General features: G+C 72.6%; 17 protein-coding genes and 1 pseudogene. 7 read left to right on the top strand and 11 right to left on the bottom strand.

The annotated features are described in order from the left end of the window. Positions 1–9 precede the first annotated feature (9 nt). Positions 10–2,411: pseudogene (locus OHA89_RS16735) on the bottom strand (serine/threonine-protein kinase). A 230-nt stretch (positions 2,412–2,641) separates the two neighbouring features. Then, entirely contained in the window at positions 2,642–3,436 is a 795-nt protein-coding gene (locus tag OHA89_RS16740) for a VOC family protein (RefSeq protein WP_257554904.1), read from the bottom strand. 304 nt (positions 3,437–3,740) lie between these two features. On the opposite strand from OHA89_RS16740, the gene OHA89_RS16745 reads away from it, so the two are divergent. Beyond that, on the top strand, positions 3,741–4,388 hold the full coding sequence (locus OHA89_RS16745) for a TetR family transcriptional regulator (protein ID WP_266608359.1): 648 nt from the start codon (positions 3,741–3,743) through the stop codon (positions 4,386–4,388). A 125-nt stretch (positions 4,389–4,513) separates the two neighbouring features. Here the strand turns inward: OHA89_RS16745 and OHA89_RS16750 are convergent, their stop codons facing one another. Further along, positions 4,514–4,996 carry a nitroreductase family deazaflavin-dependent oxidoreductase gene (locus OHA89_RS16750; protein WP_266608361.1) on the bottom strand — a complete coding sequence of 161 codons (483 nt, stop codon included), beginning with the start codon at positions 4,994–4,996 and terminating at the stop codon, positions 4,514–4,516. After that, on the bottom strand, positions 4,996–6,198 hold the full coding sequence (locus OHA89_RS16755; RefSeq protein WP_406366514.1) for an acyl-CoA dehydrogenase family protein: 1,203 nt from the start codon (positions 6,196–6,198) through the stop codon (positions 4,996–4,998). The genes OHA89_RS16750 and OHA89_RS16755 overlap by 1 nt, the downstream gene beginning before the upstream one ends. A gap of 145 nt (positions 6,199–6,343) precedes the next feature. On the opposite strand from OHA89_RS16755, the gene OHA89_RS16760 reads away from it, so the two are divergent. Next, positions 6,344–7,540: a thiolase C-terminal domain-containing protein gene (locus tag OHA89_RS16760; protein ID WP_406366515.1), complete on the top strand. Its 1,197-nt coding sequence runs from the start codon at positions 6,344–6,346 to the stop codon at positions 7,538–7,540. 99 nt (positions 7,541–7,639) lie between these two features. On the opposite strand, the gene OHA89_RS16765 is transcribed toward OHA89_RS16760, so the two are convergent. Continuing rightward, positions 7,640–7,942: a hypothetical protein gene (locus OHA89_RS16765; RefSeq protein ID WP_266608367.1), complete on the bottom strand. Its 303-nt coding sequence runs from the start codon at positions 7,940–7,942 to the stop codon at positions 7,640–7,642. Then, positions 7,939–8,187, bottom strand: coding sequence for a hypothetical protein (locus tag OHA89_RS16770; protein WP_266608369.1), 249 nt, complete (start codon positions 8,185–8,187; stop codon positions 7,939–7,941). The genes OHA89_RS16765 and OHA89_RS16770 overlap by 4 nt, the downstream gene beginning before the upstream one ends. A 184-nt stretch (positions 8,188–8,371) precedes the next feature. On the opposite strand from OHA89_RS16770, the gene OHA89_RS16775 reads away from it, so the two are divergent. Beyond that, positions 8,372–9,046: a pyridoxal 5'-phosphate synthase gene (locus OHA89_RS16775; RefSeq protein ID WP_266608371.1), complete on the top strand. Its 675-nt coding sequence runs from the start codon at positions 8,372–8,374 to the stop codon at positions 9,044–9,046. Positions 9,047–9,245: 199 nt separating this feature from the next. Next, complete coding sequence (locus OHA89_RS16780) at positions 9,246–10,082, top strand: creatininase family protein (protein ID WP_257554913.1); 837 nt, start codon at positions 9,246–9,248, stop codon at positions 10,080–10,082. On the opposite strand, the gene OHA89_RS16785 is transcribed toward OHA89_RS16780, so the two are convergent. The 3 genes from OHA89_RS16785 to OHA89_RS16795 all read right to left on the bottom strand — a co-directional run bounded on the left by OHA89_RS16785 (position 10,071) and on the right by OHA89_RS16795 (position 11,805). Next, positions 10,071–10,493 (bottom strand): Zn-ribbon domain-containing OB-fold protein, encoded by a 423-nt coding sequence (locus OHA89_RS16785; RefSeq protein ID WP_257554914.1) that lies wholly within the window; start codon positions 10,491–10,493, stop codon positions 10,071–10,073. The genes OHA89_RS16780 and OHA89_RS16785 overlap by 12 nt on opposite strands. Next, positions 10,490–10,942, bottom strand: coding sequence for a DoxX family membrane protein (locus OHA89_RS16790; RefSeq protein ID WP_215139481.1), 453 nt, complete (start codon positions 10,940–10,942; stop codon positions 10,490–10,492). The genes OHA89_RS16785 and OHA89_RS16790 overlap by 4 nt, the downstream gene beginning before the upstream one ends. Positions 10,943–11,034: 92 nt before the next feature. Beyond that, positions 11,035–11,805, bottom strand: a complete 771-nt coding sequence (locus OHA89_RS16795; protein ID WP_406366518.1) for a maleate cis-trans isomerase — start codon at positions 11,803–11,805, stop codon at positions 11,035–11,037. 173 nt (positions 11,806–11,978) lie between these two features. On the opposite strand from OHA89_RS16795, the gene OHA89_RS16800 reads away from it, so the two are divergent. The 3 genes from OHA89_RS16800 (at position 11,979) to OHA89_RS16810 (ending at position 16,572) form a co-directional block, all read left to right on the top strand. Beyond that, positions 11,979–13,157, top strand: a complete 1,179-nt coding sequence (locus tag OHA89_RS16800; RefSeq protein ID WP_266608382.1) for an NAD(P)/FAD-dependent oxidoreductase — start codon at positions 11,979–11,981, stop codon at positions 13,155–13,157. A 176-nt stretch (positions 13,158–13,333) separates the two neighbouring features. After that, on the top strand, positions 13,334–15,568 hold the full coding sequence (locus OHA89_RS16805; protein ID WP_406366519.1) for an acetate--CoA ligase family protein: 2,235 nt from the start codon (positions 13,334–13,336) through the stop codon (positions 15,566–15,568). 203 nt (positions 15,569–15,771) lie between these two features. Continuing rightward, positions 15,772–16,572 (top strand): enoyl-CoA hydratase/isomerase family protein, encoded by an 801-nt coding sequence (locus OHA89_RS16810; RefSeq protein ID WP_266608386.1) that lies wholly within the window; start codon positions 15,772–15,774, stop codon positions 16,570–16,572. Between the two features lie 3 nt (positions 16,573–16,575). On the opposite strand, the gene OHA89_RS16815 is transcribed toward OHA89_RS16810, so the two are convergent. Together OHA89_RS16815 and OHA89_RS16820 are read right to left on the bottom strand one after the other, a co-directional pair. Next, positions 16,576–17,370, bottom strand: a complete 795-nt coding sequence (locus tag OHA89_RS16815; RefSeq protein WP_266608388.1) for a VOC family protein — start codon at positions 17,368–17,370, stop codon at positions 16,576–16,578. Between the two features lie 131 nt (positions 17,371–17,501). Beyond that, positions 17,502–18,230 (bottom strand): hypothetical protein, encoded by a 729-nt coding sequence (locus OHA89_RS16820; RefSeq protein WP_266608390.1) that lies wholly within the window; start codon positions 18,228–18,230, stop codon positions 17,502–17,504. Between the last annotated feature and the right edge of the window lie 11 nt (positions 18,231–18,241).

Here is an 18,241-nt window from a genome sequence, read left to right on the forward strand (position 1 = left end):
CGAGTCGCCTCAGCCACTCGTACGGGTGCCGGTGCCCTTCGCCGCGTCCAGGGCGTATACGCAGCGGTCCTTGCTGCACGCGTAGACCACGCCCGCCTCCGCCACCGGGGCGCCGGTGATCTCGCCGCCTGTAGCCAGCTTCCAGCGCAGCTGGCCGCCGGCCGCGTCCAGCGTGTACAGGCAGTGGTCGGCCGAGCCGAAGTGCACCCGGCCGTCGGCGACCGCCGGGAGGCCGGTGATCTCGCCGCCCGCCGCGAACCGCCACTTCGGGGTGCCGGTGACCGCGTCGAGCGTGTACAGCGCGCTGCCCGCGCCCAGGTGGACGTTGCCGTTCGCGACCAGCACCGGGTCCGCGGACGTGCGCCCCTCGGTCGCGATCCGCCAGCGGTCCTGGCCGGTGGCCGCGTCCAGGGCGTAGACGGTGCCCAGGTAGTCGGCGAGGTAGACCCCGCCGCCGGTGACCGCGGCGCCCGGCGCGAAGGCCGGGGGCGCCAGGAAGACCGCAGGGGCCTCGAAGTGCCAGCGGACCCGGCCCGAGGCCCGGTCCACGGACAGCACGCGGGTGCCGGCCGCGACGTAGACGTTGCCGTCGGGGGCCGGGGTGACCCGTACGGGGACGTTCCCGCAGGAGCCCGCGTCGCCGACCGGGTAGGACCAGGACTCTCGGCCGCTGCGGGCGTCGAGCGCGCGCAGCCGGGCGTCCTGCCACACGTACACCGTGCCGTCGTGGAGGACGGGGGCCGCCTCCGGGGTCTCGAAGTCGGTCTGCGCGCCGGTCAGCTCCCACAGCTTCTGGCCGTTGGACGCCTCCCAGCCCTGTACGCCGCCCCCGCGGGTGGCGGTGACGACCGTGCCGCGGTCCGCGCGCAGGGCATACACCCAGGCGTCGGCGGACACCCGCCACCGCTCGGAGCCGTCGGAGGCGTCGAGCGCGAAGAGGGAGGGGCCGTCGGAGGCGTGGATGCGGCCGTCCGCGACGGCCATGGACCAGGCGACGTCGCGGGTCTTGAACTGGCGGCGGCCACTGGCCACGTCCAGGGCGTGCACCTCGAAGGAGGTGACGTAGAGCAGGTCACCGGCGACGGTGGGGGTGCCCCAGACCTCGTTGGACATGCGGAAGCGCCACGGTCGCCAGCGGCCGCTGTCCGGGGCCGGGCCGGGGGCCGGTACGGACGCCACGGACGCGGGGGCGGCCGCCGAGCCGCCCGGCGGGCGGATCCAGCCGGTCGCCGAGTCGGCGGCGGCGTGCGCGGCGGGCGCCGAGGCGCTCGCGCGCGGGCCGGGCCCGATCGGCACCGGGGAGCCGGCCAGCAGGACGGGCTCGCCCGAGGGCGCCGGGGACATCGGCGGGTGGTGCGGGCGCTGCGGAACGGCCTGTCCGGTGCGCGGGTCCACCCACGACTCGGCGCCGCGCTGGCGGCGGTGCGTGGCGGGGCCGGAGATCGGCCCCTGGATCCGGCTCCGCCGTCCCGGCCGGGGCCGGGCGCGGGCACCGGCACGGCGGCGGGAGGCGTACGGTTGCCCGCCCGCCGGGCCTCGATCATCGCGACGGCCCGCCCGGGCAGCCACGCCGAGGCGGTCCCGCTCTCGTCGTCGCCCTCGAAGAGGTGCGGGGCGAGCTGCGCCTGGAGGTCGGCCGGGGTCGGCCGCAAGGTGGCGTCCATCTGCATGCAGGACTCGATGAGCGGCCGCAGCTCGGCGGGCAGGCCCTCCAGGTTGGGACCCTCGCGCAGCAGCATGAAGACCGTCTCCACGGGGTTGGCCCCGTGGTACGGCGGATGGCCGGTCGCGGCGAAGACGAGCGTGGAGCCGAGCGAGAAGACGTCGCTGGCGCCCTTGACGCTGCGCGAGTCCTTGGCCTGCTCGGGCGACATGTAGGCGGGGGTGCCGACGGCGACGTTCGTCATGGTCAGGCGGGTGTTGGAGACCCCGCTCGCGATGCCGAAGTCGATCACCCGCGGTCCGTCCTCGACGACGAGGACGTTGGAGGGCTTCAGGTCGCGGTGGACCAGGCCGGCGCCGTGGATGGACTGCAGCGCCTCGGCGATGCCGGCCGCGAGCCACCGTACGGCCTGGGCGGGCATGGGCCCGCACTCGTTGACGATCTCCTCCAGGGAGGGCGCCGGCACGTAGGCGGTGGCCAGCCACGGCACGGCGGCGCGCGGATCCGCGTCGACCACGGCCGCGGTGTAGAAGCCGGACACGGCACGCGCCGCCTCCACCTCGCGGGTGAAGCGGACCCGGAACAGCTGGTCCTCGGCGAGCTCGGTGCGCACCGTCTTGATCGCGACCCGCCGTCCGGACGCGGACCGCGCGAGATAGACCAGCCCCATGCCGCCGGCGCCGAGCCGTCCCAGCACCTCGAAGGGGCCGATCCGTCTCGGGTCGTGCTGCGTCAGCTGCTCCACCACTCGCCTCCACACCTCCCCGTACGGGCCCTCGCCGGGCCCGCTCCTACGAACAGCACGCCGGCTGCACGCGCGCGGGTACGGGGCCCTGGTCCTGCCCCGTGCCGTCCCGTGCAGCGTCTCACCCCCGGGCGCGGCCCGGGTCGTGCAACCCCGATTCTGTCAGGCCCGCGCCCGGTCCGGCCCCGGCACGGCGGAGGGCCGCGGCGGGGTCTTGGATCCGTCGTGGATCCTCAGGCCTCCGGCTTGGTCCGGGGCTCCGACAGCAGCCCGAAGACCGCCCCCTGATTGTCGGCGACGACCGCGATCCTTCCGTACGGGGTGTCGAAGGGATCCGCGGTGACCCGGCCGCCGAGCCGCTGCACCATGGCGACGGACTGGTCGCAGTCCGGCACGGCGAAGTAGGCGAGGAAGTGCGCGGGCATGATCTCCGGGAAGGCGTCGGTGATCAGACTGCGGCCCATGACGGCGGTGTCGGTGCCGGGCGCGCTGCCCGGCGGGGACCAGACGCGGTACTCGACGCCCGCGTCGTCCTGGTCCTGCGGGACGTAGCCGAAGACCTTGGCGTAGAAGACGTCCACGGCGTCGCGGGCCCGGGTGTAGACCTCGGTCCAGCAGTACGTGTAAGGCTCCATCTGGGCCTCGAAGCCGTGGTGGGTGCCGGGCTGCCAGAGGCCGAAGACGGCTCCGCCGGGGTCGGCGGCCATCGCGGCGGTCCCGTACGGGCCGACCGGCATCGGGTCCATGACCATCTGGCCGCCGGCGGCGCGGATGCGCTGGGCGCAGGCGTAGGCGTCGGTGGTGTAGAGGTAGATCCCCCATACGGTGGGCATCCGGCCGTCGGGCTTGGGGGCGAGGGCGGCGACGTTGCGGCCGCGGCTGTAGGCCTGGGTGTAGTGGCCGTACTCGGCGCCCGCACTGTCCGCGAAGGTCCACCCGAAGAGCTCACCGTAGAAGCGCTTGCCCGCCTCGACGTCCGGAAGCGAGGCGTCCACCCAGCAGGGTGCGCCTTCCGCGAATGCGGCCATGAGCCCGGTTCCTTCCGTTGTGCGGGGATGTGTACCGTCCCACCTCGCCCACGTCTCCCACCTCTCCCAGCCATGGTCCGCCCGAAAACTTGTCCACAGCCTGTTGATAAGACTATTCGGGGGAAACACTGAGGAAGCGGGCGGCACGCCCGGACGGCACATCCCGGTGGTTCCGGGGCCGGGATTCGGCCGGATTCCGCTCCCGCCGCGGAGCAGGACCCGCTTCCGCCCAGGCCAGGGACCCCGTAACCCCATTTGCAGGCGGCCGAATAGCGCGCCGATCACCCCTCGGTAAGCTGACGGCATGACAGGACAAGTACGCACCGTCGACGGGCGTGTCGCCGGCCGGCGCGGCCAGGCGACGCGGCAGAAGCTGCTCGACTGCCTCAGCGAGATGCTCAGCTCCTCGCCGTACCGCGACGTCAAGGTGATCGACGTCGCGCGCAAGGCCGGCACCTCCCCCGCGACCTTCTACCAGTACTTCCCGGACGTCGAAGGCGCCGTCCTGGAGATCGCCGAGGAAATGGCCACCGAGGGCGCGCAGTTGACGCAGCTCGTCGAGGGCCGCACCTGGGTCGGCAAGTCCGGCTGGACCGCCGCCGAGGAACTCGTCGAAGGCTTCCTGGACTTCTGGCGGCGCAACGACGCGATCCTGCGGGTCGTCGACCTCGGCGCGGCCGAGGGCGACAAGCGGTTCTACAAGATCCGCATGAAGATCCTGAACTCGGTCACCAACTCCCTCACGGAGTCGATGAAGGATCTCCAGGCCAAGGGCAAGGTCGACAAGGACGTCAGCCCCGCGGCGATGGCCGGTTCGCTGGTCGCGATGCTGGCCGCGGTCGCCTCGCACCAGAAGGGGTTCCAGACCTGGGGCGTCAAGCAGGCCGAGCTGAAGCCGAATCTGGCGCTGCTCGTCCACCTCGGCATCACGGGCAAGAAGCCGACCAAGTGACGGCGGGCCCTGGAGAGGGTCCGCCGCCCGGCACCGCCACCGCTACAGCTACAGCTACAGCTACAGCTACAGCTACAGCTACAGCTACAGCTACAGCTACCGAAACCGCTTCCACACGCCTGTGATCAGCGACGCTCCAGGCGGAACAGCCGGATCTCGCGCTCGATGCGCGCCTGGTACGCCGCGTACGGCGGCCAGAACCTCAGCACCGCCTGCCACGCCGCCGCACGCTCCTCCCCCGCCAGCAGCCGGGCCCGCACGGCGATGTCCTTGCCTTTCCAACTCACGGACGCGTCCGGGTGCTTGAGCAGGTTCCCGGTCCATGCCGGGTGCCCGGGCCGGCCGAAGTTGGAACCGATCAGCAGCCAGCTCGCCCCGCCGTCCTCCGGCATGCAGGCGAGCGGGGTGGTGCGCGGTTCGCCGGTCTTGGCGCCCTTGGCGGTGAGGATCACGCCCGGCAGCATCTGGGCGCTGAGCATGACCTTGCCGCGGGTCAGTTTGTGCACCGCCCTGTCCATGGCGGGGATGAAGTGCGGTGCGATCTTGGCGAACAGCATGGTCGAGGAGACCTTCTGCATCAGCTTGACGCCGGGGGCCACGCGAGCCATCAGACGGCCACCTTCTCGGGTGTGGCGGACGGGGTGAACAGGCCCGCGCGGTCCGCGGCGTACGCCCGCAGCCGGTGGACCGGGCCGAACAGCAGCTCGTCGGCCGCCGCCCGCTTGAAGTAGAGGTGCGCGTCGTGCTCCCAGGTGAAGCCGATGCCGCCGTGCAGCTGGATCGCCTCGCCCGCGGTCATCCGCAGGGCCTCCAGGGCCTGGGCGAGGGCGAGGGCGCCCTGCCGCGGGTCCCAGGCGGCGTAGTAGGCCGCCGAGCGGGCCGCCTCCACCTGTACGTACAGGTCGGCGAGGCGGTGCTTGACCGCCTGGAAGGAGCCGATCGCCCGGCCGAACTGCTCGCGCCCGCACACGTACTCCACGGTGCGGGCGAGCGCCTGCCCGGCCGCGCCGACCGCCTCGGCGGCGAGCACGGCGGATGCGGTGCGGCCGGTGGCGGCGAGGGCTTCGAGTACGCCAGGCTTTTCGCCGGCCTCGTCACCGCCCAGCAACTCCGCGGGCACGTCCCTTAGTTGGATCCGGGCCTGGGGCCGCGTCTCGTCCAGGGTGGTCTGCCGTGACCGTACGAGGCCGGGCGCGTCCTCCCTCACGAGGAAGAGGAGCGTACGGCTGCGGGCGAAGCCGCCGGTGTGCGCGGCGACCAGCAGCAGCGAGGCGCTGTGCCCGTCGAGCACCTGGGCGGCCTCCCCGTACAGCCGCCAGCCGCCCTCCGCTCCGGCGCGGGCCTGGACCCCGCCCGCGCGGCCGCCGCCGGACCACGGGCCGGCGGCGTTGTCGCCGGTCAGCGCGAGGGCGGTGGCCAGCGCCGGGCCGGGGACGGCGAGGGCGGCCGTCAGCCCGCCGGCGGCCAGCGGCGGGAGCAGCGCGGAGCGCTGGGCGGCGGTGCCGAGGGCGGTGATCAGCGGCACGCACAGCGCGGCGGTGGCGAGCAGCGGCGAGGGCAGCAGCGCCCGCCCGGTCTCCTCGCAGGCCAGCGCCAGGTCGGCGGAGGTGCAGCCGACGCCGCCGTACTCCTCGGCGACGGCGAGGCCGGGCAGCCCGATCCGCTGGGAGAGCTGCTGCCACAGCTCGCGGTCGTATCCGGCGGCGGTACGGACGGCGGCCTTGACCTCGTCGGGACCGCAGCGTTTGCCCAGGATCTCGCGCAGGGTACGGCGAATCTCGTCCTGCTCCGCGGTGAAGGCGGCATCCATCGTATGGCTCCTCCTGGGGGCACCTCCCAGCGGTGGCCGGGAGGATATCTGACGGGGCGTCATGTTAGGGCGGGCGGCGGCAGATGCACAGGGGGCGGGCGCGTGGGGCTAGAAACTGACGCAGCGTCAGTTGTACCGTCCTTCCATGCCTGGACTCACACCCGGACCCGTCTCCTCACACCCCCGCCGCAGGGTCGCGGTGGTCGGCGTCGCGCTCTCCGACTGCGGCCGGGTCGACGGCCCCACCCCGTACGCGCTGCACGCGCAAGCCGCCCGGCGCGCCCTGGCCGACTCGGGCCTCGACCGCTCCGTCATCGACGGCTTCGCCTCGGCCGGCCTCGGCACGCTCGCGCCGGTCGAGGTGGCCGAGTACCTGGGCCTGCGCCCCACCTGGGTCGACTCCACCTCGGTGGGCGGCTCGACCTGGGAGGTCATGGCGGCCCACGCGGCGGACGCGATCGCGGCCGGGCACGCCAACGCCGTGTTGCTGGTCTACGGATCCACGGCCCGCGCGGACATCAAGGCCCGGCGGCGCACCTCGAACCTGTCCTTCGGGGCGCGGGGGCCGCTGCAGTTCGAGGTCCCGTACGGGCACACGCTGATCTCCAAGTACGCGATGGCCGCCCGCCGCCACATGCACGAGTACGGGACGACCCTGGAGCAGCTCGCCGCGGTGGCCGTGCAGGCGCGGGCGAACGCGGCGACGAACCCGGACGCGATGTTCCGCGACCCGATCACGGTGGACGACGTCCTGTCGGGCGAGATGATCGCGGACCCCTTCACGAAGCTGCACTGCTGCATCCGCTCGGACGGCGGCTGCGCGGTGCTGCTGGCGGCGGAGGACTACGTGCCGGACACGGCGAAGGCCCCCGTCTGGATCCTGGGCACGGGCACCTCGGTGTCGCACACCACCATGTCGGAGTGGGAGGACTTCACGGTGTCCCCGGCGGCGGTCTCGGGCCGCCTCGCCTTCGAGCGGGCGGGCCTGACCCCGGCGGACGTGGACCTGGCCGAGATCTACGACGCCTTCACGTACATGACCCTGGTGACCCTGGAGGACCTCGGCTTCTGCGCGAAGGGCGAGGGCGGCGCCTTCGTGGAGAAGGGCCGGCTGCTGAGGGACGGCGAGCTGCCGGTCAACACGGACGGAGGCGGCCTCTCGGCCTGCCACCCGGGCATGCGGGGCCTGTTCCTCCTGGTCGAAGCGATCCGCCAGCTACGCGGGGAGGCGGGCGCGGGCCAGGTCACCAAACCCGGCGGCCGCCTGCCACAAGTGGCCCTGGCCTCGGGCACGGGCGGCTGGTTCTGCTCGTCGGGCACGGTGATCCTGGGACGGGGCTGAGGGGCGGGCGGGGCCGCTCACCACGCGAGCTCGAATACCCTGACCGGCAGAAGGCCCCCGCCGCTTCGATCGGCAGGGGCCTTCGCCATGCGGCGGACGTCAGTCGTCGGCGCCGGTGTCGTCCGGAACGACCGAGACGATGGCGGCGGCCGACGGCCGCGGCTCGGGCACGAACACGTACGTCACGGACAGCGCGGGCATCGGGCCGCGCTGCTCGATCCGAGTCGTCCAGACCTGGACGCCGCCCGGCCTGACCTGTACCAGGCGTCCCAGGCGCGGTGTCATCGAAAGCTCCGTCTGCAACTCCTCGACCGCAGTCGAGACGTCAGCCCCCAGCTCGGCGACACTCTTGGCGGCAGCGCGGGTGACTTCCACGACGACCGGCTCCCCCTGATTGCTCAACGGGCCTGTTCCTCCTTCAGGGACTGCACCAGCGCGATCCCTTCGGCGACGGCATCCTCGAACCCCGGGTCGCAGCGCGTCAGTACGTGACCCCGGTAGGCAGCGATGATCTCGGACACTTCGCTCAGGTCGGTGTAGTCGACGCGCTCCAGAGTCGCGGCGAGCTCGGCCTCCATGCCCGCCAGATCGCCGGGGAACCCGAGACCGGCCGCGAGGGCAGCGCGGACCTCTCCGAGCGTGCGCATGGGCGGTGGGGCGAGTGGGGCCGTGGGGGAGGCAGGGTGAGTCGTCATAGACGCGGTAGCCAATCGGTCCGGGGCAAGGACAAGGCCCTCACCAGGTGTGAAAACGACGCTACTCCTCGGCCCGGGGTGGTGGTGCGGCTCATGCGCATTTCGGCGGGCGGGCGCGTGGTGTTCCATGGGCGGCATGAGCCGTGAGATCAGCAGCGACGAGTTCCGCGAGGCCCTGCACTCCCTGCGGGTGTGGGACACCCCGCTGCCCGGATTCGATGCCGGGGAGGCGCCCGACGAGCCGTTGGCGCTGTTCCGGGAGTGGTTCGTGCACGCCGCCGAGGCGGGGCAGGTGGAGCCGCACACCATGAGTCTGGCGACCGTGGACGGCGAGGGGCGGCCCGACGTGCGGACGTTGATGCTGCACGACGCCGACGAGCGCGGCTGGCACTTCGCCTCGCACGCCACCAGCGCCAAGGGTGTGCAGCTGGCCGGGCAGGCGGCGGCCGCGCTCGGGTTCTACTGGCCCGCCGTGGGACGCCAGGTGCGCATCCGGGGCCGGGTCGGGGCCTGCGGGCCGCAGGAGAGCCGGGCGGACCTGGCGGTCCGCTCGCGCGGGGCGCTCGCCGCCGCGCTCACGGGCCGCCAGAGCGAGGTGCTCGGCTCCCGGGAGGAGCTCGTACGGGTGTCGGCTGCCGCCTGGGAGCGGGCCGGGGCCGAGCCGGACGCCCCGACCCCGACCTGGACGCGGTACGTGCTGGACCCGGACGAGGTCGAGTTCTTCCAGGGCGATGCCGCACGCAGGCACGTCCGGCTGCGTTACCGGCGCACCCCGGCCGGTGACTGGGTCCGCGAACTGCTCTGGCCCTAGGGCGGGGCGTCCGGAGAGGTGGCTCGCGGAGGCCGTTTGTGATCTCCCTACAAGGCACCGGCGTGATTTCCGGCGCAGGTGCCGCTCGTGAGCGGCTGCGCGTGCCGCTGAAAATGATCATGATCGGCGGTCAGGCCGGTCATGACATCGCTTACGGGGGAAGTACATGCACAGCGGATACTCCGTCTTCGCAGAAACGATGGCCGACCTTACATACCCGCAGGTGGAGGCGGCCGCGGCCGCCGGCGCATGCGTCCTGCTGCCCACCGGTGTCATCGAGCAGCACGGCCCCCATCTGCCGCTGGGCACAGACGCGTACGGCGCCTACCAGCTGTGCCGGATGGTGAAGGACGAGCTCGACCGGCACCAGGTACCGACGCTGATCGCCCCACCTGTTTTCTGGGGCGTGAATCAGGTTTCCGGTGCCTTCGCCGGGACGTTCCGCACACGCCCCGAGACCGCGGCCGCACTGCACTTCGACATCATGGAATCCCTCGCCACAGACGGGTTCCAGCACATCTTCGTGATCAACCACCAGGGCGACATCGCCCACAACCGGATGCTCCTCGACGTCGTGACCCGCCGACACGAGGAGGGCAGCACGGGAGTCGTCCTCATCGAGCCCGACTTCATCGCCGACCGCCTGGGCGAGGCGGCGAAGACACCCGCTCTGGCCACGTTCGCCATGCAGCCGCTGTTCGAGGGCCTGGAACTGACCGGTGAACTCGGCGTCCATGCCGAAGAGATCGAGAGCGCGCTGATGATGCGCTGGTTCCCCGAGCTCGTCGATTACGACGCCATGGCCCGCCTCCGGCCGACAGGCCTCGGGCCGGCGGACCTGGCCGAGTGGCGGAAGGGCGGCGAACACGCCCGCAGCGTGACGCCACAGGGCTACTTCGGCGCACCCAGCCCCGTCGACCCCTTCCTGTGGCGCTTCTACCAGCGCATGGCCCGTGCCATGGCCGATACCGTGACCAGCTCGCTCACCGCTCGACCGGAGGCCGTGCGGGGCGCCGCTCCGGGATCACCTCGCTGACCTCGGCTCGAAGACCGCCACGCTGATGCCGTCCGCCGCCTCGCGGAAGGTGACCGTCAGGGGCATTCCGATGCGGAGGTCCGGTGGGGCGCAGGCGACGATCTCCGTCATCATCCGCGGGCCCTCCGCCAGGTCGACCACCGCCGCCGTGTACGGCACGCGCGTGCCGAACGGCGGGAGGTCGTTGCGGTGGATCACCGACCAGGTGTAGAGGGTCGCGCGACCGCTCGCCGTCTCCCACGTCACCCGGTCCTCGCCGGCCCAGCAGAACGGGCAGAACTCCCGCGGGTAGTGGTGCGCCCGTCCGCAGTCCGCGCAGCGGCGCAGCAGGAGCCGGCCCTCGGCCGCCGCGTCCCAGTAGGGGCGGGTGAACTCGTCCGCCTCCGGGAGGTCGTACCGTACGCCGCTCACAGGAAGAGTCCGATCGCCGCGTCGAGGGACCAGGTCTGCCAGGACATGGCCAGGAGGGCGACCAGCGAGATGAGTGCCATCATCGCGTTCTGGCCCTGCTCGGCCCAGTCGTGGATCATCAGCACCAGGTAGAGCAGGTTCAGCAGCAGCCCGCCCACCAGGGCGATGGGGGTCAGGAAGCCGAGCACCAGGCCCAGTCCGAGGGCGAGTTCGGCGTAGACGACGAGGTACGCCATCACCTTGGGGCGCGGCTTCACGACCAGCTCGAAGCCGCCCTTGACGAAGGTCCAGCGGTGCTTGCCCGCGACGTCGGCGGCCCAGGCGATGCCGGTGCCGCGTTCGAACCAGCCCTTCTTGTCCTTGTGCCGCCAGCTCTCCAGCCACCACAGGCCGAGGCCTATCCGGAGCACGGCGAGCCATTCGGCCCCACTGAGCCAGATGGTCTGCATCGGCGGCCCCCACCCCTCTCGCGATCGACACGCACGATCTGACGAAACGTCAGTTCAGCGGATGCGGGGCGATCACGCAAGGCCGCCGCCGGCTACGGGTTCACGAACAGCCTGCCGTAGCGGGTGATGCCGGCCGTCGGGGCGCCGGCCGCGCGCAGGGCGGACCAGAGGAGGACCTGGTTGGCCGTGAGGACGGGTCGGTCGAGGGTGGTCTCCAGGGCTTCGATCGCGCCGACCGCGCGGAAGCCGTTGCCGCCGACCACGACCGCCTCGGCCTCGTCGGGCACCCGCGGGGCCACCCAGTCATGGAGCGCGTCCGGCCGGATGAGCGCCTGGCCGCTGGGCAGGCCGCACGGGGCGGCGTACGGGACCTCGAATCCGGCGTCCCGGTAGTAGGCGCGGCCCAGCCCGGTCAGGTCCGCGTCGAACCACGGCGGATCGACGAGGCAGAGCCGGGTGACCCCCAGCACGCGCAGCGCCTCCACCGTCGCCGCGCAGGTGGCGACCACAGGCAGACCGTGGGCGCGCTCCCCCAGACGGGCGAGCATCGCCTCCTCGCCGCGCGCGCCGATGACGTACGCCGAGCTGGTGAAGGCGAAGGCGATCACCGCCACCGGGGCCGCGGCCAGCAGCTCGACAGCGTCGTCCACGTACGGCGGCCCGGCGAAGGCCCGTACGGGGGCCAGTGGAATGGTGGGGTCCATCGCACCGCCGGCCGCCATGGCGCCGAACGGCACCCGGGCGGCGTGCAGGCCCACATCGGCCGGGGCCATGGCGCGCAGCTCCGACTCGGGTCCGACGTCGGCGTGCGGGGTGAGGACACCCAGGCGGACGCGTACGTCCCAGCCGTCGGGCTGCCACATCGGCTCCGGCTCCTCTCCCGGCCCCCCGGCGAGCGGTCCCCTTCCAGCCTGCCACCGTCGCGTTCCGTGCGCCCGTGATCGATCCGCAATCGATTCCCCGCTTGACCGAGACCCATCAACTCAGCGTGGCGATACGATCACACCTCATGCCAGGAGTCCCCGCAGTACCCGACATGACCACTCAGCCCCGCCCCGTGTACGTCATCGGCGGCGGTCCCGGCGGGCTCGCCGCCGCCGCAGCGCTGCGCGCCCGCGGGGTCCGCGCCGTGGTCGTCGAGAAGTCCGACGAGGTCGGCGCGTCCTGGCGGCGGCACTACGACCGCCTCCACCTGCACACCACGCGCCGGCTCTCGGCGCTCCCCGGCCTGGCCATGCCGCGCCGCTTCGGCCGGTGGGTCTCGCGCGACGACGTGGTGCGGTACCTGGAGAAGTACGCCGAGTTCCACGAGCTGGAGGTCGTCACCGGTGTCGAGGTGACGCACATCGAAAGCAACGGGAACGACGGGAACGACGGGAACGGCGGCAACGGCGGCTGGACGCTGCACGCCACCGGCGGCCGGGTGCTCACCGCCGCAGCCGTGGTGGTCGCCACCGGGTTCAACCACACGCCCAGGCTCCCCGACTGGCCCGGCCGCGACACGTACACCGGGCAGCTGTCGCACGCCGCCGACTACCGCAACCCCACGCCGTACGCCGGCCTGGACGTCCTGGTCGTCGGCGTCGGCAACACCGGCGCCGAGATAGCCGTCGATCTCGTCGAGGGCGGCGCCGCCCGGGTACGGCTCGCCGTGCGCACCGCCCCGCACATCGTGCGCCGCTCCACCGCCGGCTGGCCGGCCCAGCGCACGGGGATCCTCGTACGCCGGCTGCCCGTGCGCCTCGTGGACCGGCTGGGCGCGCTCGTCGCCCGGGTTTCGGTACCCGACCTGTCGGCGTACGGGCTCCCACGGCCCGGCACCGGCCTGTACAGCAGGGTCGAGGAGGGGGCGATCCCGGTCCAGGACGTCGGCCTGATCGACGCGGTCCGCGCCGGGCGGGTGGAGCCGGTGGCCGCCGTGGAGGCCTTCGACGGCGCGGAGGTGGTGCTCGCGGACGGCTCGCGGATCACCCCGGACGCGGTGGTCGCGGCGACCGGATACCGCCGGGCCCTGGAGGGGCTGGTGGGCGGGCTGGACGGAGTGCTCGACGAGCGCGGGCGGCCCCGTACGCACGGCGCCCACACCCCCGCGCACGCCCCCGGCCTGTACTTCACCGGCTTCTCCAACCCCATCAGCGGGATGTTCCGGGAGATGGCCCGGGACGCCGAGAAGATCGCCAAGGCTGTCGCCCGCCACCTGCGCACCCCGGCCTGAGTCCGGCCGGAACGGCACTCTGGACCGCCGCCGAGCGGATCTGACACCGTTCCACACACCACCTCCACCACCTTTCCTGCGCAGCCCTGTTCCTGACGGCACGTCAGTTCAGTAATCTGACTACACGTCAGTTATTGAGTTCCATCGAGGTTCATCGAGCAGGAGCGGGCGGAACGATGCTTGGATCTACTCACGGCACCCTCACCACCGACTTCCGCGCACGTGTCGAGGCCTGCGGGGAGTCCCCCAGAACGGCCGTCCACTCCTCGGCGGCGCCGTCCGCCGAGGACGCGGTCGCCATGGACGTCAGCGGACGGCCCCTGCACTCCGACGTCCCCGACCTGGACCGGTTCTTCCGGCCCGAGTCGGTCGCCGTCATCGGCGCCTCCGATGCCGAGGGCAGACCGAACGCCGGCATCACCCGCCAGCTCATGGCCTGGGCGCAGCGCGTCGGCGCACGCATCCATCCCGTGCACCCGACCCGCGAGAGCGTCTTCGGCCTGCCGTGCGCGCCCTCGGTCGCGGCGCTGCCCGAGCAGGTGGACCTCGCCGTCCTCCTCGTCGCCGATCCGCTCCCCGTCATCGAGGAACTGGCCGAGACCAAGGTGAAGTTCGCCGTCGCCTTCGCCTCCGGCTTCGCCGAGACCGGGGACGCGGGCGCCGCCGCCCAGGCCCGCCTCACGGCCGCCGTCGGCCGCTCGGGGCTGCGCCTGCTGGGCCCCAACACGAACCTCAACGCCTTCGAGAGGTTCCGCGGCGACCTCACCGGACCGGCCATCGCGCTGATCACCCAGTCCGGCCACCAGGGACGGCCCGTCTACACCCTCCAGGAGCTGGGCATCCGCCTCTCCCACTGGGCGCCGACCGGCAACGAGGCGGACCTGGAGACCTCCGACTTCATCTCCTACTTCGCCGAGCAGCCCGAGGTCGGGGCGATCGCCTGCTACGTGGAAGGGCTCAAGGACGGCCGGTCCTTCCTGCTCGCCGCCGACCGGGCCGCGCGCAACGGGGTCCCGGTCGTCGCCGTCAAGGTCGGCCGCACCGAGACCGGCGCCCGGATGGCCGCCTCCCACACCGGGAAGCTGACCGGCGCGGACACCGTCGTGGACGCCGCCATGCGCCAGTTCGGCGTCATCCGCGTCGACGGCCTGGACGAGCTCCAGGACACCGCCGCCCTGCTCGCCCGGGCCCGCAGGCCCCAAGCCGAGGGGGTCGTCGTCTACTCCATCTCCGGCGGCACCGGCGCCCACTTCTCCGACCTGGCGACGGAGGCCGGACTCAGCCTCCCGACCCTCTCCCGGGCCAAACAGGACGAGCTCCACCAGTGGATCCCGGAGTACCTGAACGTCGCCAACCCCGTCGACAACGGCGGCCACCCGGTCGGCGACTGGCGCGGCCGCAAGATCATCGACGCGATCCTCGCCGACCCCTCGGTGGGCGTGCTGATCTGCCCGATCACCGGGCCCTTCCCGCCCATGAGCGACAAGCTCGCCCAGGACCTGGTGGACGCGGCGGAGGCCTCGGACAAGCTGATCTGCGTGATCTGGGGCTCCCCGGTCGGCACCGAGGAGGCCTACCGCAGCACCCTGCTCGGCTCCTCCCGCGTGGCCACCTTCCGCACCTTCGGCAACTGCATCACCGCCGTCCGCGCCTACCTCGGCCACCACCGGTTCACCACCGGCTATCGCTCCCCCTTCGACGAGGCCCCCCGCACGCCCTCACCCTCGTACCGCAAGGCGCAGGCCCTGATGCGGCCCGGGCAGCAGCTCAGCGAGCACGCGGCGAAGCAGCTGCTGCGGGCGTACGGGATCCGGGTGCCGCGCGAGCAGCTCGTAACGAGCGCGGCGGCCGCCGTCCGCGCGGCCGGCCTGGTCGGCTACCCCGTGGTCATGAAGGCCTCGGGCCCCCAGCTGGGCCACAAGACGGAACTGGGCCTGGTCAAGATCGGCCTGACCTCCGCGAGCCAGATCCGCGACGCCTACCGCGAGCTCACCGACATAGCCCGCTACGAGAACGTCCCGCTGGACGGCATCCTGGTCTGCCAGATGGTCGAACGCGGTGTGGAAATGGTCGTCGGCGTCACCCAGGACGACCTCTTCGGGCCCACCGTCACGGTGGGGCTGGGCGGGGTCCTGGTGGAGGTCCTGCACGACGCGGCGGTCCGCGTGCCGCCCTTCGGGGAGAACCAGGCCCGCGCGATGCTCACCGAACTGCGCGGGCACGCGCTGCTGGAGGGCGTACGGGGAGCACCCCCGGCCGATGTCGACGCCCTGGTGGAGGTCATCCTGCGGATCCAGCGGATGGCGCTGGAGCTGGGTGACGAGCTCTCCGAGCTGGACATCAACCCGCTGATGGTCCTCCCCCGCGGCCAGGGGGCGGTCGCCCTGGACGCCCTCGCCATCTGCCGCTAGGGAGTGTCGTCAAAGTAGCGTCGGCCGCCCGAAGGGCGGGGCTGGCGGGGCCTGGTGCGTGCGATCGCAAGGCGGAGGAGGGAATCGACGCGGAGCGTCGGTGACCGACGACAACGCGGCGAGCGTGCGTGCCAGGCCCCGCCAGCCAGACGGGACTTTGACGACACGACCTAGGGGTCCCCACCATGAACGGGAGTTCACCCATGACCCGCACCCCCGAGGACGAAGTCCTCCACCGCATCGACAACGGCGTCTCCTGGATCACCCTCAACCGGCCCGAGGCCATGAACGCCGTCACCTGGGACCAGCGCGAACGCGTCATCGCGCTGCTCGCCGACGCCTCCGCCGACCCCGGCGTCCGGGCCGTCGTCGTCACCGCCACCGGCAAGGGCTTCTGCGCGGGCGCCGACCTGCGCGGCGCACCGGCCGGCGCCGAACGCGTCGCCGGTGACGTGGCCCGCATGATCCGCCTCGGCGCGCAGCGCCTGATCACCGCGGTCCTCGACTGCGAGAAACCGGTCATCGCCGCCGTCAACGGCACGGCCGCCGGCATCGGCGCCCACCTCGCCCTCGCCTGCGACCTGGTCATCGCCGCCGAAGAGGCCCGTTTCATCGAGGTGTTCGTCCGCCGCGGCCTGGTCCCCGACGGCGGGGGCGCGTACCTGCTCCCCCGCCTGATCGGCCCGCAGAAGGCCAAGGAGCTGATCTTCTTCGGCGACGCCGTCCCCGCGGCCGGGGCCGAGCGCCTCGGCCTGGTCAACAAGGTCGTCCCGGGCGGGGAGCTGGAGGCCGCCGCCCGGGAGTGGGCGGAGCGCCTCGCGCAGGGCCCCACCCGGGCCCTCGCCCTGGCGAAGCAGCTGGTCAACGCGTCCCTGGACAGCGACCGGGCGGCCGCGCTGGCCGCCGAGGCCACCGCACAGGAGATCAACATGGGCACGGCCGACGCGAACGAGGGCGTGGCGAGCTTCGTGGAGCGCCGCACGCCCAAGTACCTCGGCCGCTGAACGCTACATCCGGGGGTCGGGCTTCAGCAGGGCGAACACCGCGCCCGCCGGGTCGGAGGCCCACGCGATCCGGCCGACTCCCGGCACGTCCGCCGCCGGCATCATCACCGCACCGCCGTTGCCCTCGATCGTGGAGACGGTGGCGTCCACGTCGGCCACGTTGAAGTACGGCACCCAGCGCGGGATCATGGCCGACCCGCCGCCCGCTCCCTCGCCCTGGGGTGCGACCCCGCCGAACGAAGTGAGCTGCTTGTCGCCCTCGGCGAGGCTCAGCACCCGGTACGTCATGCCGGGCGCCTCCATCTCCTCGTGCCGCCACCCGAACAGCCCGTGGTAGAAGGAGATGGCCGCGACGGGGTCCGGGACGTGCAGTTCCACCCACACCAGGGTGTTCTCGGCGGAGGCCAGCCCCAGCCCGCCGGTCTTGCCCGGCTGCCAGCTCGCGAACTCAGCACCCTGCGGGTCGGTGAACTGGGCCAGCCAGCCCTCGCCCATGACGTCCATGGGCTCCATCCGCACCGTCCCGCCCCCGGCCTTGACGGCCTCGGCGGTGGCCCGGATGTCGGTGCTCTGGAAGTGGGTCATCCAGGCGGACGTCGCCCCCTCCTCGGTGAGCGGGCCCAGGGCGGCGACGGTCTTCCCGTTCACGTGGAAGAAGCCGTACCCGCCCGCCTCGGGCCCGGCGGAGACGAAGTTCCAGCCGAAGACGGCACCGTAGAAGGCGGCGGCCGCGTCGGTGTCGGGGCTTCCGAGGTCGAGCCAGTTGGGTGATCCGGTACGGAAGTCGGTGCCGAGCATGAAATGCCTCCTACGGGTCCGGCGGTACGAGTCCGCCGGCCACGATGCCGACCCCCCGAGTGCCGGCGGGCGTACGGTCCCCTGGCGGGCCGGGGTTTCACCCGTGCGGAGCAAAGGGGCCGACCGCGGCTTCAGATCCCCACGCGTTCCAGCGCCGGCAGGAACTGGTCGTAGAACCCCACCTTGATCTGGAGGGAGCGCCGCTCCACTTCCCTGAAGGAGCCGGCCGCCCCCTCGCCCCCGCTGCCGAGGAACGCCCACACCCGGGTGGCCAGGCGGTCGGAGTGGCTCGTGGCCAGGAGGTTCGCGGTCGCGAGCGAGGTCCCCTTGGCGTCGTGGGAGTGGTGCGGGTAGTAGAAACGCGACCCGTCCTGCGTGAGCACGGGTTCCATGCGCTCCCACAACCGCCCGTACTCCACGGAGACCAGGATCTCGCCCCAGAAGCGCAGGATCGTCAGCACGCGCAGGTCGGCGTCGTCGTGGGTACCGGCGTCGGCGATCAGGTCGAAGGTGGCGTCGATGGCCCGCTTGGTCGCCGGGGTCGGCCTGGTGTGGACGAGGGCCTCCCTGGAGACGCCGAGCCGGTACATGTCCGCCGTCATGTCCTCGCGGTGGGACCGCATCCCGTGGCTGTCCGGATACTCCTCGCGCAGGATGACCCGGGCGATCCGCAGCCCCTCCTCGTCGCGCAGGAGATCGATCGCCAGGTCGTAGGCCGGGGTGAACGCGAGCGAAAGGAAGCGCCGCTGGAGGAGGATCGCGGTGAAGTCCTCGTCCGAGAGCTGCGCGATGTTCGCCAGTACCGGGTGCTGCGCGTACCGCTCGATCAGTTCGTCCTCGAACCGGTCCAGTTCTTCCACGGCCGTTACCT

Source organism: Streptomyces sp. NBC_01546 (genome assembly GCF_045208355.1).
GTDB lineage: Bacteria > Actinomycetota > Actinomycetes > Streptomycetales > Streptomycetaceae > Streptomyces.